Below are 15,080 nucleotides of genomic sequence, written 5' to 3'. Positions count from 1 at the left end.
CCGTCGGCGGTGTGCGGCCTGCGGAAGTCAGGCGTCGGCGAGCAGCCGGTGCAGACGGGCTTTCAGGCGCCGGCCTTCGGCATGGAAATAGCCGCGCTCATCGCGCCAGGCCGGGAAGCGCTGCTCCACTTCGCGCCAGAAGGCAGGGGAATGGTTGGCCTGCAGCAGGTGGCACAGTTCGTGGACCAGCACGTATTCGAAGGCGGAGGGGCGTCCGAGCACGAGTGCAAGATCCAGGGACAACGTGCCATCCGGACTCAGCGACCCCCATTGGGAGGACATCACCTTCAACCGGATCTGGCGCGGCGCACGCGGCAGCGTCGCCAGATAGCCGGGCAGCCAGTGGCCGATGTCCGCCCGTGCCTCGGCCTCGTAGAACGCACGCAGGGCACGTCGCAGGGTGGCGGGTGTCGCCCGCGCGGGCCGATGGAAATGGATCCCGTCGTCGAGCCGTTCAACGCGGGTGAAACGCCCCTCGTGCCAGTGCAGTGGCACGGATTCGCCGCGCAGGGGCAAGTGCGCGGTATCACCCGGCACCCATGCCTGCGGGCTGTCGTCTTCGGGCTGCTGCTTCGCGAGCTGCGCGGCCAGCCAGTCCCGATGCTGGTGCAGGAAACGCTCGCCCGACACCAGGCTGGCGCGCAGCGGCAGCGTCAGCCGTGCGCCACGTTCATCGACGCTCAGCTTCAAGCGCTTGGCGCGCGGGTCGCGCACGCGCTGAACGTCGATGGTGTCGCCATTGGCGAGTGGCAGCGTCACCGTGTCGCGCTCGATGCCACGCGGGGCGGGGGCGATCAGGCGACGGAACAGGCCGGTCATGGCATCGATGGTAAGGGCAAAACGCGGATTCCGCAGACCTGCCTGTGGCCTACGCGTCGGCCTTGCTGAGCTTCAGCGCGTTTTCCAGCACCAGGAACAGCCGCTTCACCTCGCCGGCCATCAGCGCGAAGCGTGCATCCAGTTCGGCGCGCAGGTCGTCGTGCTCGGTGTTCTCCAACTGGTCCACCGCGCCATCGAGGAACTTCAGCTTGCGCACGATCAGGTCTTCGCCCAGCACGAACGACACGTGGTCATCCAGCACCAGCGCCAGCTTGGAGACCTGCTTGCCGGCCTCCAGGTGCTTGGTGATCTCGTCACTCTGCAGGTCCTGGTTCTGGCACTTCACCACCGCGCCGCCGTCCATCGCATCCTTCAGCTCGCACTCCTCGCCCAGCGACAGCCCCTCGGGCAACGGCTCGCCGGCGATCCAGGCGGTCAGCACGTTGCGCGGCGCGACTTCGGCATTCAGCGGCAGGGCCGGGAAGGTGCCCAGCGCGCGGCGTACTTCCGACACCACGTTCTCGCCGGTCTTGCGCGAGGAGGCATCCACGGCGATGAAGCCATGCTCCAGGTCGATCAGCGCATCGGTACGCGACGGTTTGACGAAGGCGCGCGGCAGCAGTTCATGCAGCAGGTCGTCCTTCAGCCGCTTGCGGGTCTTGCCGCCGGGCTTGCGGCCTTCCTTCGCCTCGATTTCCTGCAGTTTCTTCTGCAGCAGGTCGTTGACCACCGCGCCCGGCAGGATCTTGTCCTCGCCACCGACGCTCAGCCAGATGGCATCGTTGATGCGGTGGGACAGCGCCTCTTCGCCGCGGCCGCACGGCGAGATGAAGCCGCGCGAGGACAGTTCGAGCGGACCGACCGGCTTGAGCACGGCTTCGGGCAGCAGTTCGTCGAGTTGGGAGAAATCCAGCGAGGTGGGGAAGCGGAACAGCGTCAGGTTGCGAAAGAACATCGAATATCCGGAAAAGTGGGGCAGAGGTGCGACGTGCCCGGCGCAAGGCCGGGCCGCTGCGGAGGGATGGGTCAGTCGTGCGTGGGGCTGGCGTCGCCGTGCGGTTCGCCCGCCAGCCATGCCTGCGCATCGGGCAAGGCGGCGCCGTCGCGGTGGCCCAGCGAACGGAAATCGAACAGCGCTGGATCGCTCAGCTGCGACGGGCGGATGTCGCCGAGTGAGCGCGCGATGGTCTCGATGCGGCCGGGTGTTTCACGTTCCCACGCATCCATCATCTTCTTCACCTGCTTGCGCTGCAGGTTTTCCTGGCTGCCGCACAGGTTGCACGGAATGATGGGGAACTCGCGCGCCTGCGCATACGCCGTGATGTCGTCTTCGCGCACGTAGGCCAGCGGACGGATCACCACGTGCTTGCCGTTGTCGGACAGCAGCTTGGGCGGCATGCCCGAGAGCTTGGCGTGGAAGAACATGTTCAGGAAGAACGTCGCCACCAGGTCGTCGCGGTGATGGCCCAATGCGATCTTGGTGAAGCCGTTCTCCTCGGCGTAGCTGTAGAGCGCGCCGCGGCGCAGGCGCGAGCACAACGAGCACATGGTCTTGCCTTCGGGAATCACCCGGCTGACCACCGAATACGTGTCCTGCTCGATGATGTGGAACGGCACGCCCACGCGCTCCAGGTACGCCGGCAGCACATGCTCGGGAAAGTCCGGCTGCTTCTGGTCCAGGTTGACCGCCACCAGCTCGAAGCGGACCGGCGCCTTCTTCTGCAGCTGCAGCAGGATGTCCAGCATCGTGTAGCTGTCCTTGCCGCCGGACAGGCAGACCATCACCTTGTCGCCTTCCTCGATCATGCCGAAGTCGGCGATCGCCTGGCCCACCTGGCGGCGCAGGCGCTTGGCCAGCTTGGCGTGCTCGTGCTGGACGCGGCGCGGGTCGGCGGGGGCGCGGCGGAGGATCGGGTCGGGCAGGGGAAGGACGGCATTCATAGGTCCGGCATTGTACCGGCCCGTCGCGATGACGGCCTCGCCGCGCCCGGTGTACGCTGGACGGGTGGACACCACCAACCCCGCCGAAGTCAGCCAGAAGGTCGCGGAACTCAAGCTCGAACACCGCGAGCTGGACGAGGCCATCGCGCGCCTGGTCGCCGACCTGGACGCCGACGAGGTGGCCATCAAGCGCTTGAAAAAGCGCAAGCTGTGGCTCAAGGACTGCATCTCGCGGCTGGAAAGCGCGCTGATCCCCGACGAGCCGGCCTGAACCGGACAGCACGATGGCCCGCCGGGGCGGGCCATCGTGAACGGCAAGCCGCGGTTTACAGGTAGAGGCGCACGATCTGCAGCGTCCAGTCGGCTTCCTTGTCGCCGGCCTTGGCCTGCAGTGCCGCCTGCTGCTCCGCCAGGAAGGCATCCGCCTCGGTGGAGTCCAGGTCGCCGATGGCCTTGAGCGCCATGGCGCGGTCCTGCCACAGGTTGCCGTCACGGTAGATGGACTTCAGCAGGTCCAGCTGGTCGTTCGCGCCCAGCGTGCCCAGCGATGAAATGGCCGCCAGGCGGACGTATTCGTCGGGGTCGCGTGCCAGGCCGGCAAGCGGAGCGACAGCTTTCGGATTGTTGGTGAACCCCAGGGCGTAGACGTCGAGATAGCTGTCATCACCGCGCGTGGCGATCTTCGCGGTCAGGCGGTCCACGTCGGCGTCGCTGCTGCGCGCGCCATGCAGGCGGGCGGCGATCTTCGCGGCCAGTTCCTTGGTCGCCAGCGACAGGGGCTGGTTGAAGGTGGGCTCGATGACTTCATCGAAGCTCCACACCGGCACCTTGCCGCGCTTCACGAACACGCCCAGGCGCTGCTTGCCCGCGGGCGTGACCAGGTCGCCGCCGAGGAATGTCAGGGTGACAAACGGGCTGAATCCGTTGGCGCGGTGGTTCTGCACGCGGAAGGTGGTCATTTCCAGCTTCGGCAGCGCGTCACCGGCATTGCCGACCTGGGTCTGCAGGCCCCGCGATACCAACTCTGCCTGCAGGTTCCTGGCCAGATAGCCACTGGGGTCGAGCGGTGCGCCCTCCACCGTGAGTGAGGCAGGCAGGACGCCGCTGGAGAAGACGCGATCGCTTGGCGCGCGGGCGTCCACCAGCGTGATGGCGGTCGCCGGCGGTGCAGTGCCGAAGACCAGGTTTTCCGACGGCACCGGGTGGCGCACGGAGTAGGACTTGGGCGCACAGCCCGCAAGCAGGACAAGCATCGCCACGCATGTCGCCATGCGGGCCAGATGGTTCAGACGCATTGAGTTCCCCTGTTGAAGTGAAATTCCGAGGCGGCTGGCTCCCCCTGCCGCCGTGGCGAGTATAGCGACGGGTCCGCACGCGTCCTCCGGTGCGGACGAGGGTGGCGCGCCGTTCCCGTGCAGACGAAATCTGACGCAGCACGTCACCCGTCGCCGTCGCGCACGACCGGCCATGGTGCCGCACCCTCCGTTCGGCCCCGATTCCGCTCCGTCCGGCGGCTGAAACCGCGTGTCAGGGCGGGTCCAGCCGCGTTTCCGGGGTTGGCCCGATGTTTGCTTCGTTCCTGGCTGTGGGGGATTCCCCTACGACGACCGCATGCCGTCCTGCCGGCGCCGCGGCTCCCAACTCGATCTGCCGTGGGCGCGGGTGCCTGCACGGCGAGGTAGCGGCATGGAGCAGGGCAAACCGATGATCCAGCGGACACCGTTGTCGCCGCGCGACGCTGCGGCCGTCGCCGCGTCTTCCGAGCGCGCCGTCGAAGGCCTCGGACTGCGGGTGCGCCGCATCGGTCCCGGCGAGAGCCTGGGCGACGTGCAGCGCCTGCGCCGCGAGGTGTATTTCCACGAACAGGGTGGCCAGTACAGCGACCGCAGCAAGCGCGTGGCCGACGGGCTGGACGGCTGCGGCACCACGGTGGTGGTGGAAGCGGGCGCACAGGCCATCGCCACCCTGCGGCTGCACGATTTCGGCTCGCCGGCGGTGCAGGTGGAATACGGCCACCTGTTCCAGATCGATCCGTTCGCGCGCGCGTGGTCATTGCCACAGGTGGCGGTGGGCACGCGTTTCGCGGTGCAGGCCGACCAGCGCAGCAAGCCGGTCGTCGACCGCCTGATGGACGAGGCCTACCGCTGGGCGCAGGAAGCGCGCATCCAGTTCTGCCTGCTGGCCTGCGAGCCGTTCCTGCACGGCGTGTTCGAGCACTACGGGTTCCGCGAATACCTGCCGCCGGCCATCCTGCCCGGCGGCGTCGATCTGCTGCGGATGGTGCTGGTGCTGGAAGACGAGCCGCATCTGTCCGAATGCAACTCGCCCCTGCACCGCCTGGTGCGCGAACCGGCGCGCGCGCAGCCGGCGAAGGCGTGGCTGACCCGCACCTTCAACGTCGCCGACTGAGGCCGCTCATTCCTGCGGCGTGGTGTCCTGCTCGGGCTTGGCGGCTTCCGGGCTGACCTTTTCGATGGTGTGGCGCAGCTCACGGCCGAGGATCGCCTTGGCATCGCGTGCCCACGCATCCAGCCGTTCGTCGAACAGCAGCTTGCTGTTCTCGTCCGGCCAGACCAGCTTCAGCTCGCGCAGCTTCTGGATGAAGCCGCGGAACAGCGTGCGGTCGAAGAACTCCGGCGCCGCCGGTGCGTACAGCAGGCTCAGACGCTGTGCCGCCTGCTGGCAGAGGCTTTCCAGCTCCGCCGCGCCCAGCGTGCCGGGGCCGTTCTTCACCAGCACCGAGATGGCGATGTAGTAGCGCTCGAACGCCTGCTGCAGCGAATGACCGATCGCGCGCAGGCGGAACACCTCGTCGGTCTGCCCCGCGCTGCGCGCCAGGATGCCGCCATCGTCGTCGTTGACCTGCTGCAGCAGGCCCTCGCGGATGAACATCTCGATGGTGCGGTCCATGCGCTCGGCGAACTCATCCTCGGTCCACGGCAGGAACAGCTCCGCCTGCAGGAACGGATACAGCCCGCGGCCCAGGCGCAGCACGCCGGCGCGGCTCATGCGGCGGTTGTTCTGGAAGCAGCACGCGACCCAGGCCGAGGCGGTGAACAGGTGCAGTACGTTGTTGCGGTAGTAGCTCATCAGCACGGCGGTATCGCCGTCCACGCTGAGCACGTCGCCCAGCGGATGCTTGATCCGCTGCAGCATGTTGATTTCCTCGCCATGGCCGATGATGCGTTCCGGCGTGTGCGGGGTGACGGTGACGCGGTCGGAGTACGGCAGTTCGGCCAGTACCTTCTTGGACAGTTCGATCTGCGCGATCAGGTCCGCTTCGCCCATCGCGTGCTTGGGCGTCGAGAGCAGCGCCAGCGCCAGCAGGTTGATCGGGTTCACGTCGGCGGCGCGATTGATGTTGACGTGGATCTGCTGCGCCAGCGCATCGACGGTGTCGGACAGCCACGCGGGCTTTTCCTCTTCGCCGACCGGCGAGCCGTCCCATTCCGGCGCGTGCTGCGCCAGCGCTTCGTTCAACGGGATGGGCTCGCCGAAGTTCACGACGACCTGGCCATAGTTCTGTCGCAGCACCTTGGGGATGCCCCACAGCACGGCCCAGATGGATTCCTTCTCCTTCGGCCGCCCGCTCAGTTCGTCCAGGTAGCTGTTGCCTTCCAGCAACTTCTCGTAGCCGATGTAGACCGGCTGGAACAGCACCGGCTTGCGCGGCTGGCGCAGGAACGCGCGCACGGTCATCGAGATCATGCCGCCCTTCGGCGCCAGCAGGCGGCCGGTGCGCGAGCGCCCGCCCTCGATGAAGTATTCAAGCGAGTAGCCGCCGGAGACCAGCTGCGCGACGTACTCGGTAAACACGGCCGAATACAGCGGATTGCCGCGGAAGCTGCGGCGCATGAAGAACGCACCGCCCTTGCGCAGCAACGTGCCGACCACCGGCAGGTTGAGGTTGATGCCCGCGGCGATGTGCGGCGGCACGATGCCGCGCTCGTACAGCAGGTACGACAGCAGCAGGTAGTCCATGTGGCTGCGGTGGCAGGGCACGTAGACCACTTCGTGGCCGGGCGCGGCTTCCTTGAACTTGTCCAGGTGGTGGACCAGCACGCCGTCGTAGATCTGGTTCCACACATGGCTCAGCAAAAAACTGGCCGAGCGCACCACCGGATTGGAGTAGTCGGCTGCGATCTCCCAGGCATAGGCATGGGCTTTCTTCCACGCGTCCTCGGGCTTCGACTTGTCACGCTTGGCCTGCTCGGCGATGGCTTCCTTCACCGGCTCGGCGGCGAGCACCTGGTCCACCAGCAGGCGCCGCGTGGACAGGTCGGGGCCGATGACCGCTTCGCGGATGCGGTGGAAGTGCGTGCGCAGCACGCGTGACAGCTTGCGGACGGTGCGTTCCGGCTCCAGCCCTTCATCGACCGTGCCGCGCAGCGATACCGGGGGCGCGAACCGCACGATGGTGCCGCGGCCGTTCAACAGGATGGCGAGCAGGCGGCGGAAGCGCCCGACGATGGCCCAGTTTTCGGAGAACAGCACCGAAAACCACCCACTCTGCTTGTCCGGTGCGCGGCCGACGAAGATCGATACCGGGACCAGCTGAACGTCCAGGCCCGGACTGGCGCGGTGCGCCTCCAGCAGGCGGGCCAGGGAGCCTGAGTGGGTCTTGGCGCTGATCTGGTCGGGGATCAGCGTGCTGGCGTTGCGGCGCGACAATGCCACGTAGGCGCGCTTGCGGCCCAGCGGATTGCCGGGCACCGGCACGGGCACCAGCGGCGAGGGCAGGCCGGCGTCGCGGCAGGCGCGGTCCAGGATCAGCGCGTTGGACAGGCCGTAGTCTTCCAGCACGTAGCACACCGGGCGGCCGTCGAGCAGTTCGGCCGGCACCTCGGGTTCGATGTTCAGTGCCAGCCAGGGATCGGCCAGCTTGCTCATCAGGCGCGCCCACAGGGGGCGGCGTGTCTGGCGCAGGGGCGGGGCCATGGGCACCGGCAGCGTCTGCGCGGCGGCAGGCGCCGGCGCGTCGCCCGCGGCGTCCGGTCCGGGCGTCGCCCGGGGCGTCGGCTTCTGCGCTTCCGGCGGTGGGGGCGTCTGGCCGTCCGGGAACGGTAGGGAATTCTGTTCAGGCATCGGCCGCATTATGGCCCAGCGCTGTGCCGGGCTGGGAAGCGGTTCCAATCCCGGCTGGCCCACGCCGGCGTCAGCGTCCCCGGTAGGGCTCGCACCCCACGCCGTCGTTGTCGCGGTCCAGGTGGGGTCCGTAGCCGGGGTCGCCCCTGCGGACGGGCGCGGCGCCGGCGGCACGCGCCGCATCGCAGTTGCGGAAGATCGGACCCCCGAATGACGGATTGCGCGGCTCGGGTGCGTCAGGGGCCAGCGAAGACCGGTTTTTCTGCGCCGCCGGCGAGGGTGCCGGCGTGGCCTTCCGGTGACAGTGGTAGTCGCCCGTCGTGCGGTTGTGGTGGCAGCCCGTCTTGTCCAGGCCGCCGGGATGGGCTGTGCCGGGAAGCGCGGCGGACAGGCAGAGCATGCCTGCCACCCAGGCAAGGCGACGGCCTGCGGGATGGCGGGCGCTCACGGCTCCGGCGTGTCTTGGCGCGGCGCAGCGGATGGCGGGCTTTCGGGAGCCGTTGGCGGCGCGGCGATGGGCACCTGCGCCAGGGTGGTTTCGACATGTTTCAGCGTGTCCCGCAGATACCAGTTACCGCTGCGGCGCTCCAGCGTGACCACGGTGTCGATCCGGCGCTCGCCCAGCGGGTAGTGGATGCGGACGGTCGCGGTGTCGCCCTTCTGCTCGACCAGTCCGGTACGCAGGTCGGCGAACGCGGCGTCCAGCGGCAGGCCGTATCGGGTGAAGGTGGCCTTGGCTTCGGCGAACACCGGCGCGAGCCGTTGCAGGCTGCCGGTCATGCCCGCCTCGCGCAGGGCCTCGTCACTGGTGATGCCGCTGGCGCGCGTGGCCTTGGCCATGCGGGCGAGGGTGGTGCGGGCCAGCGCCGGGTCGCCCAGCGGCGCGCGCTGGGCCCACTCGCCCAGCGCGGTGATGACCTGCGCGTAGTGATCGCGCTCCTCGGGCGTGTAGTCACCCTCGTTCTTCACGTACTGCACGCCGAACAGGCCCAGCGTGCGCGCGGCTTCCTTCAGGTCGCGATCCTGGCGGGCGAACTGGCGTTCGAAGCTGCGTTGCAGGGTCTTTTCCGAATCCTTCCGCGCCAGGGCGGCCAGCATCGGCACCAACTGGTCGTCGAGCGGCAACTCCGTCAGCGGCCAGCGGCTGTGGCCGTCACGCCAGGCGGCTTCCAGCGGCGCGTGCAGGTCGGGCGGCACGGCGTCGCGCACATAGGCGGCCAGATCGTTGCGTTGCAGGTGGCCGGCCAGCTGGCGGACGGCGGCGGCGGGCTCGCTGGCGGCGCCGGCCAGTTCTTCGGGCGCGTCCTTGCAGCCGGCCAGCAGCGCGCCGGCCAGCAAGGGCGCGGCGAGGACCCGCAGCGAGAATCCGGACGGCATCGGCAGCATGTGGTGGTGACTCCCCAGTCGCCCCGCATCTTCGCGGCTCGCCGGGCCGGGCAGCAAGTACGGACGTCGCAAGTCGGGGTGGTCCGCCGGCCATAAAAAAGGAGGCCGTGCATTCTTTCGAATGTAGCGGGCCTCCTGAAGTCCGGCCGAAGCCGGAGGACGAAGTGTTGTGGCACATCTCCGGCCAGAGACCGGATGCGCACAGCCTACCTGTGCCCCGAAGCTAAGGCAATACCTGAAATAGATCAATCCAAGTGTTTGATTTTACTTGAATGATGCACGGATCTCGACCTGGATCGCCTCGGCCGCGGCGCGCGGGTCGGCCGTCTGGCTGATCGGGCGGCCGACCACGATGGCATCGGCCCCCAGCGCGAAGGCCTGCGCCACGCCGACCGTGCGCTTCTGGTCGTCGCCGACCGGGCCGCCGGGGCGGATGCCGGGGCAGACAATGGAGAAACCGGCACCGGCGGCGGCGCGGATGATCCCCGCCTCCTGCCCCGAGCAGATCACGCCATCGATGCCGGCGGCCTGGGCGGCCAGCGCGCGTTGCACGACGATGTCAGCCGGTTCGGCATTATTTATGCCCATTGCGCGCAGATCGTCGCCGTCCATCGAGGTCAGCACGGTCACCGCCAACAGGCGCAGGTCGCCGCCACGCGCCGCGGCGGCGGCTTCCATCATCCCGGCGTGCCAGCCGTGGATGGTCGCGTAGGTCACCGGCCAGCGCGACAGGCCGCGGATCACGCCGCCCACGGTGGCAGGAATGTCGAAGAACTTCAGGTCCACGAACACGCGCTTGTCGCGGCGGGCCAGCTCATCCAGCACGGTGAAGTAATCGCCGCTGGCCAGAAGCTCCATGCCGATCTTGTAGAACTGCACCGCATCGCCCAGCCGGTCCACCCACGCCAGCGCGTCCGCGCCCGACGGCGCGTCCAGCGCGAAGATGAGGCGTTCGCGTGCGGTCAGTGCGACCGGTCCGCGACCGCTCACGGCGCGTAGTCCAGCGCGTCGCGCTTGGCCTGGCTGCGCGCGGCGGCGGGCTGGTCCCAGGCGTTGTTGAACAGCGCCGGCTCCCACGAGCCGTAGGTCGGGTTGGGCAGCATCCACCAGCGCTCGCCGAACCAGTCGTCGTATTCGTCGAACAAGGCCTGGCGACCTTCGCGCGTGTTGGCCTCCACCTGGACGAAGTCACCGATCTGGTCGCCGAACTGCATCAGCACGCGGTACTGCTGCCCCGCCAGGCGGCGGCGGCAGTTCTTCTCGGAGCCGTTCTGCTCGCAGCCCTGCAGCACCGTGCCCAGGCCCAGGAACACGCTGTCGTCGGCCACCGGCAGGCCCGCGTCGCGGAGGTTGGCCAGCGTCGCTTCCTTCAGGTGCACCGCGCGGTTGGAGATGTACAGGATGGTCACGCCCTTGGCGGCGGCCGCCTTGGCGAAGTCCACCACGCCCGGCAGCGGCTTGGCCTTCTTCTCGGCCACCCACTGGTCCCAGCTGATCTCGTCGTATTCCTTGCCGTCGCGGATCAGGCGCGCCTGGTACGGCGAGTTGTCCAGCACGGTCTCGTCCACGTCCATCACCACGGCGGGCTTCAGCCCGGTGGCGGCATTGCCGCGTTCGTCGGGCACCAGGGCGTCCCAGTTCTTTTCCTTCAGCGCGGCATCCAGGTGGTCGGCGGCGGCGCGGAAGGTCTGCGTGGTCAGCGCGCGGTATTCCACCGAAGTCTGCACCCACGCCACCGCGTTGAGGTTGTCGTGGGTGGTGGCGGCACTTGCCGGCGTGGCCGCCGTCGCGGCCGTGTCGGGTGCGGCGGCCGGCTCGGTGCGCTTGCAGGCGGAAAGGGTCAGCAGGGACGCCGCCAGGCAGGCGGCAAGCAGGGAAACGCGCATCGGACATCCATCTTTCGGTGTGCCGTGATTCTAGCCGACGCCTGTTGCCCGGGCATGTCAGCGCAGCGGGCGGGGCGGGCACACGTAGTATCCTGCGCGCCCCTGCTCCCCTGGCTTCCCTCCGCATGGATACCCAAGACGACACGGCCGCGCTGCCCCTGCTGAACACCGCCGAGGCGCGCCTGCTGGGCTGCCTGATCGAGAAGGAAGCGACCACGCCGGAGACCTACCCGCTGACCGTGAACGCGGCGCAGACCGCAGCCAACCAGAAGACCGCGCGCGAGCCGGTGATGGCGCTGGACACCGGCGCGGTGAACCATGCCTTGAGGCAGCTGGAACAGCGTGGACTGGCACGGCAGGTGTTCTCGTCGCGCGCCGAACGCTATGAGCACCGCACCGCCGCGTTCTTCAGCCTGCCCCAGCAGCAGGTGGTGTTGCTGGGACTGCTGCTGCTGCGCGGCGCGCAGACCATGCATGAACTGCTGGCACGCAGCGAGCGGCTGTTCAAGTTCGCCGACGCGGACGACGTGCGCCACCATCTCGATCGCCTGATCCAGCGCGTGCCTGCACTGGTCGTGCAGATCCCGCGCGGGCCCGGCCAGCGTGAAGACCGTTACATGCACCTGCTCGCTGGCCCGGTGGACGTGGCTGCGATCGCGGCACGGCTGCCTGCATCGCCGTCGGGCGAGCCGGCGACTGCCGAACTGGAAACGCGCATCACTGCGCTGGAAGCCGAGGTCGCGGCGTTGCGCGAACAGGTGGAACACCTGCTCAGCACGCGCGATAACTGAGCCTCAGCGTCCGCTTTCGTCCGGCACCAGCATCAGCAGGTCGGTCACGCCGACGTCCACGCCCGCCTGCGACAGCAGCGTGGTGACCTGTCCGCGATGGTGGGTCTGGTGATTGAACAGGTGCGTGAGCAGTCCCTCGACGCTGCGCACGAAGGCCGTACCCTTCGTGTTGAGGTACGCCAGGCGGGCTGACAACTCCGCAGACGTGAGCGTGTCCACCCATCGCAGGATCAGCGCGTCCAGCCATTCGCGGCGTTCGCGCAAGGGCGGAAGCTCCGGATAGAGCATGGCATCCAATGCCGACGGCATCGGCGTGTCTTCCAGTGCGGCAAGCACGGCGGCAGCATCCGGCGCAGCGGCGAATCGCTTGAGCCAGATGGTGTCCGTCACCACCAGGTGGTTGAGCGTGCCGAGGATGGACCCGAAGAACGCACCGCGATCCGCAACCAAGGCATCGTGGGACAGCGTTGCCGCCGCATCGTAGAGGCGTCGGTTCATCCACTGGTTGTACGACGCCAGCAGGGTGAATCGCGCATTGCCCGCTCTATCCATGTGTTCCTCCCTGCAGTTCACATTCGTACTTTCGCATCGATCGCATCATCGGGTGAGAGAGAAATGAGAGAGCGTGCTCATGTGAATGCCTTCGTCGCTCGATTGCAGGCAAGGGCGGTCCGCGCTAACGTCGGCGTCGAACCCGCCCGCGAACCCTCCGCGCTGGTTCGATGAGCGCGCCCGGGGCGCGTCAGCGCTTCTCTTCCATCAGACCGACCAGGTTGTTGTCCGGGTCACGCAGGAAGCCGATCCAGAGTTCATGGTCGGGCATCCGCGCGGCCAGCTGTGGCGGCCGCTCCTCGCGTGCGCCACGGGCGACCAGCGCGGCCTGCACGGTGGCGATGTCGCTTACCTTGAAGTAGAGCACCGAGTTCGCGCCAACGGTACCTGCGCCTTGCGGCGTGGTCAGCATCAGACGGGTGCCGCCGGCATCCAAGAACGCCAGATCCGGCCCGGCCTGGAACAGGAATTCCAGCCCCAGCGCATCGCGGTAGAAGTCGAGCGCCACGTCGACGCTGCTGACCGTGATCGCAATCTGGCCGATGCGGGAAAGCGAGGGAGCGGTATCCATGCGGTGTCCGTGGTTGGCGGCCTGTGACGGAGCTTACGCCCCCGGGAGGCGTGTCAGTCGAACAGCGCCTGGATCGCCGCCAGTCCTGCGCTGGCGCGCTCCTTCTTGCGTTCGGCGTCCGCCACCGGATCCGCACCGTCGCGCTGCAGTTCGTCGGCCGGGAGTTCGTCGATGAAACGGCTGGGCTGCAGTCGCATGCGTTCACCGAAGCGCCGCGTCTCGCGGTTGTGGCTGAGCCACAACGCTTCCTTCGCCCGGGTGATGCCCACGTACATCAGCCGGCGCTCTTCCTGCAGGTTGCCTTCCTCCACGCTGGTCTCGTGCGGCAGCGTGCCGTCTTCGCAGCCGATGATGAAGACGTAACGGAACTCCAATCCCTTGGCCGCATGCAGGCTCATCAACCGCACCTGGTTGCCTCCATCATCCTTGTCGTTGCGCGACAGCAGGGCCAGCTGCGCGGCGAGGTCGCCCGCCGAGCTGCCGCGCGGGCCGCCTTCGAACCAGTCCGCCAGTTCGTCCAGGTTGGCGCGACGGCGCTGGAACGAGGCTTCGTCCTTGCACTGCGCGCGCAGGTCGGCCAGCAGCCCGGAGCGCTCGCTCAGGCGACGCACCAGTTCGGCTGGCGAGAGGGTTTCCGCGTGCTGGCGCAGGTCGCGCACGATGTCGACGAAGGCGCTGAGGCCGTTGGCCGCGCGCGGTGGCAACGCCTTCAGTGCGCCCATCGATTCGGCGGCGCGCGACATCGGCAGGTGCGCGTGCTGCGCCATCTCGGCCAGCTTGGCCAGCGACGTGGCACCGACTTCGCGCTTGGGCGACTGCACCGCGCGCAGGAAGGCGGCATCGTCGTCCGGATTGACCAGCAGGCGCAGCCACGACAGCGCGTCCTTCACTTCCTGGCGCTCCAGGAACGCGGTGCCACCGGTCAGATGGTAGGGAATGCGCAGCAGCTGCATCGCCTTTTCCAGCGGTCGCGACTGGTGATTGCCGCGGAACAGGATACAGAAGTCGCTCCACGCCGCGCCGCGGGCCGCCTGCAGGAAGGAGATCTCGGCGGCAACCTTTTCCGCCTCGTGGTCGTTGTCGCGGCACTCCCACACGCGGATGCGGTCACCATCGGCCTGGTCGCTCCACAGCTTCTTCGGGTGCTCGTGCGGATTGTTGGCGATCAACGCATTGGCGGCACGCAGCACGCGGTTGCTGCAACGGTAGTTCTGTTCCAGCTTGATGATCTGCAGCTTCGGGTAGTCCTTCGCCATCTGCAGCAGGTTGTCCGGGTTGGCGCCACGCCAGGCATAGATGCTCTGGTCGTCGTCGCCCACGCAGGTGAAGTCGCCGCGCTCGCCGGCGATCGCCTTCAACAGGCGGTACTGCGCATCGTTGGTGTCCTGGCATTCGTCCACCAGCAGGTAGCCGATGCGTTCGCGCCACGCGGCCACGATGTCGGGATTGTTCTCCAGCACCTGCACCGGCAGGCGGATCAGGTCGTCGAAGTCGACCGCATTGAAGGTGGTCAGCCGCGCCTGGTAGCGCTGGTACAGCAGCGCGGCTTCCTTCTCGCGGTTGCTGCGGGCTTCGGCGAGCGCTTCTTCGGGCGACAGGCCGGCGTTCTTCGCGCGCGAGATCAGGTTCTTGGCCATCTCGATGTCGTCGGGCTTGGCGCCGTACATCAGGTCCTTGACCTGCGCGGTGGCGTCGTCGGCGTCGAAGATGGAGAAGCCGCGCTTCAGGCCCACGGCGGCGTGCTCGATCTGCAGGAACTTCAATCCCAGTGCATGGAAGGTGCAGATGGTCAGGCCTTCGGCCGCGTCGCCCTTGATCCGCTTGGCCACGCGCTCGCGCATTTCCTTCGCCGACTTGTTGGTGAAGGTGATGGCGGCGATGCGCTTGGCGGGGAAATGCCCGGCACCGATCAGGTGGGCGATCTTTTCCACGATCACGCGGGTCTTGCCGCTGCCAGCGCCCGCGAGCACCAGCAGGGGGCCCTGGCTGTGAAGGACGGCAGCGCGTTGTGGGGGATTGAGGCCGTGCATGGGGGCTTCCGTTGGCTCG

The 15,080-nt window shown here is 68.1% G+C and carries 15 protein-coding genes; 3 read left to right on the top strand and 12 right to left on the bottom strand.

What is annotated here, in order from left to right:
• Positions 1-27 precede the first annotated feature (27 nt).
• The 3 genes from OVA13_RS13085 to ttcA all read right to left on the bottom strand — a co-directional run bounded on the left by OVA13_RS13085 (position 28) and on the right by ttcA (position 2,760).
• Positions 28-819, bottom strand: a complete 792-nt coding sequence (locus tag OVA13_RS13085) for a M48 family metallopeptidase (RefSeq protein WP_267790905.1) — start codon at positions 817-819, stop codon at positions 28-30.
• Between the two features lie 49 nt (positions 820-868).
• Positions 869-1,774: a recombination-associated protein RdgC gene (locus tag OVA13_RS13080; protein WP_267790904.1), complete on the bottom strand. Its 906-nt coding sequence runs from the start codon at positions 1,772-1,774 to the stop codon at positions 869-871.
• Positions 1,775-1,845: 71 nt separating this feature from the next.
• Positions 1,846-2,760: a tRNA 2-thiocytidine(32) synthetase TtcA gene (gene ttcA / locus OVA13_RS13075; RefSeq protein WP_267790903.1), complete on the bottom strand. Its 915-nt coding sequence runs from the start codon at positions 2,758-2,760 to the stop codon at positions 1,846-1,848.
• A gap of 64 nt (positions 2,761-2,824) precedes the next feature.
• On the opposite strand from ttcA, the gene OVA13_RS13070 reads away from it, so the two are divergent.
• Positions 2,825-3,031, top strand: a complete 207-nt coding sequence (locus OVA13_RS13070) for a YdcH family protein (protein ID WP_267793533.1) — start codon at positions 2,825-2,827, stop codon at positions 3,029-3,031.
• A 55-nt stretch (positions 3,032-3,086) separates the two neighbouring features.
• On the opposite strand, the gene OVA13_RS13065 is transcribed toward OVA13_RS13070, so the two are convergent.
• A complete protein-coding gene (locus OVA13_RS13065) occupies positions 3,087-4,055 on the bottom strand; it encodes a HEAT repeat domain-containing protein (protein ID WP_267790902.1) in 969 nt (322 codons plus the stop codon).
• A gap of 391 nt (positions 4,056-4,446) precedes the next feature.
• Here OVA13_RS13065 and OVA13_RS13060 point away from each other — a divergent pair, with 391 nt between their 5' ends.
• Positions 4,447-5,169, top strand: a complete 723-nt coding sequence (locus OVA13_RS13060; protein ID WP_267790901.1) for an N-acyl amino acid synthase FeeM domain-containing protein — start codon at positions 4,447-4,449, stop codon at positions 5,167-5,169.
• A 6-nt stretch (positions 5,170-5,175) separates the two neighbouring features.
• On the opposite strand, the gene plsB is transcribed toward OVA13_RS13060, so the two are convergent.
• The 5 genes from plsB to OVA13_RS13035 all read right to left on the bottom strand — a co-directional run bounded on the left by plsB (position 5,176) and on the right by OVA13_RS13035 (position 11,117).
• A complete protein-coding gene (gene plsB / locus OVA13_RS13055; RefSeq protein WP_267790900.1) occupies positions 5,176-7,854 on the bottom strand; it encodes a glycerol-3-phosphate 1-O-acyltransferase PlsB in 2,679 nt (892 codons plus the stop codon).
• Positions 7,855-7,915: 61 nt separating this feature from the next.
• Complete coding sequence (locus OVA13_RS13050) at positions 7,916-8,293, bottom strand: excalibur calcium-binding domain-containing protein (RefSeq protein WP_267790899.1); 378 nt, start codon at positions 8,291-8,293, stop codon at positions 7,916-7,918.
• On the bottom strand, positions 8,290-9,231 hold the full coding sequence (locus OVA13_RS13045; RefSeq protein WP_267790898.1) for a hypothetical protein: 942 nt from the start codon (positions 9,229-9,231) through the stop codon (positions 8,290-8,292). The genes OVA13_RS13050 and OVA13_RS13045 overlap by 4 nt, the downstream gene beginning before the upstream one ends.
• Before the next feature lie 264 nt (positions 9,232-9,495).
• The gene (pyrF, locus tag OVA13_RS13040) at positions 9,496-10,221 is read right to left on the bottom strand and encodes an orotidine-5'-phosphate decarboxylase (protein ID WP_267790897.1); all 726 of its coding nucleotides are present in this window, start codon (positions 10,219-10,221) and stop codon (positions 9,496-9,498) included.
• On the bottom strand, positions 10,218-11,117 hold the full coding sequence (locus OVA13_RS13035; protein ID WP_267790896.1) for a 5'-nucleotidase, lipoprotein e(P4) family: 900 nt from the start codon (positions 11,115-11,117) through the stop codon (positions 10,218-10,220). The genes pyrF and OVA13_RS13035 overlap by 4 nt, the downstream gene beginning before the upstream one ends.
• 125 nt (positions 11,118-11,242) lie before the next feature.
• Between OVA13_RS13035 and OVA13_RS13030 the strand changes: the two genes are divergently transcribed.
• On the top strand, positions 11,243-11,908 hold the full coding sequence (locus OVA13_RS13030; RefSeq protein ID WP_267790895.1) for a YceH family protein: 666 nt from the start codon (positions 11,243-11,245) through the stop codon (positions 11,906-11,908).
• 3 nt (positions 11,909-11,911) lie between these two features.
• Here the strand turns inward: OVA13_RS13030 and OVA13_RS13025 are convergent, their stop codons facing one another.
• The 3 genes from OVA13_RS13025 to OVA13_RS13015 form a co-directional block, all read right to left on the bottom strand.
• A complete protein-coding gene (locus OVA13_RS13025; RefSeq protein WP_267790894.1) occupies positions 11,912-12,460 on the bottom strand; it encodes a DinB family protein in 549 nt (182 codons plus the stop codon).
• Between the two features lie 190 nt (positions 12,461-12,650).
• Positions 12,651-13,031 (bottom strand): VOC family protein, encoded by a 381-nt coding sequence (locus OVA13_RS13020; protein WP_267790893.1) that lies wholly within the window; start codon positions 13,029-13,031, stop codon positions 12,651-12,653.
• Between the two features lie 53 nt (positions 13,032-13,084).
• Positions 13,085-15,061, bottom strand: a complete 1,977-nt coding sequence (locus OVA13_RS13015) for a UvrD-helicase domain-containing protein (RefSeq protein WP_267790892.1) — start codon at positions 15,059-15,061, stop codon at positions 13,085-13,087.
• Between the last annotated feature and the right edge of the window lie 19 nt (positions 15,062-15,080).

The organism is Pseudoxanthomonas sp. SL93 (assembly GCF_026625825.1).
GTDB lineage: Bacteria > Pseudomonadota > Gammaproteobacteria > Xanthomonadales > Xanthomonadaceae > Pseudoxanthomonas_A.
This window is presented reverse-complemented; position numbering and strand designations above follow the sequence as displayed.

Excerpts from the sequence above, each read along its gene's own strand:
- OVA13_RS13065 (WP_267790902.1), bottom strand. The coding sequence starts at position 4,055 with ATGCGTCTGAACCATCTGGCCCGCATGGCGACATGCGTGGCGATGCTT.
- OVA13_RS13085 (WP_267790905.1), bottom strand. The coding sequence starts at position 819 with ATGACCGGCCTGTTCCGTCGCCTGATCGCCCCCGCCCCGCGTGGCATC.
- OVA13_RS13045 (WP_267790898.1), bottom strand. The coding sequence starts at position 9,231 with ATGCTGCCGATGCCGTCCGGATTCTCGCTGCGGGTCCTCGCCGCGCCC.
- OVA13_RS13035 (WP_267790896.1), bottom strand. The coding sequence starts at position 11,117 with ATGCGCGTTTCCCTGCTTGCCGCCTGCCTGGCGGCGTCCCTGCTGACC.
- OVA13_RS13015 (WP_267790892.1), bottom strand. The coding sequence starts at position 15,061 with ATGCACGGCCTCAATCCCCCACAACGCGCTGCCGTCCTTCACAGCCAG.
- OVA13_RS13080 (WP_267790904.1), bottom strand. The coding sequence starts at position 1,774 with ATGTTCTTTCGCAACCTGACGCTGTTCCGCTTCCCCACCTCGCTGGAT.
- OVA13_RS13020 (WP_267790893.1), bottom strand. The coding sequence starts at position 13,031 with ATGGATACCGCTCCCTCGCTTTCCCGCATCGGCCAGATTGCGATCACG.
- ttcA (WP_267790903.1), bottom strand. The coding sequence starts at position 2,760 with ATGAATGCCGTCCTTCCCCTGCCCGACCCGATCCTCCGCCGCGCCCCC.
- OVA13_RS13025 (WP_267790894.1), bottom strand. The coding sequence starts at position 12,460 with ATGGATAGAGCGGGCAATGCGCGATTCACCCTGCTGGCGTCGTACAAC.
- OVA13_RS13060 (WP_267790901.1), top strand. The coding sequence starts at position 4,447 with ATGGAGCAGGGCAAACCGATGATCCAGCGGACACCGTTGTCGCCGCGC.
- OVA13_RS13030 (WP_267790895.1), top strand. The coding sequence starts at position 11,243 with ATGGATACCCAAGACGACACGGCCGCGCTGCCCCTGCTGAACACCGCC.
- plsB (WP_267790900.1), bottom strand. The coding sequence starts at position 7,854 with ATGCGGCCGATGCCTGAACAGAATTCCCTACCGTTCCCGGACGGCCAG.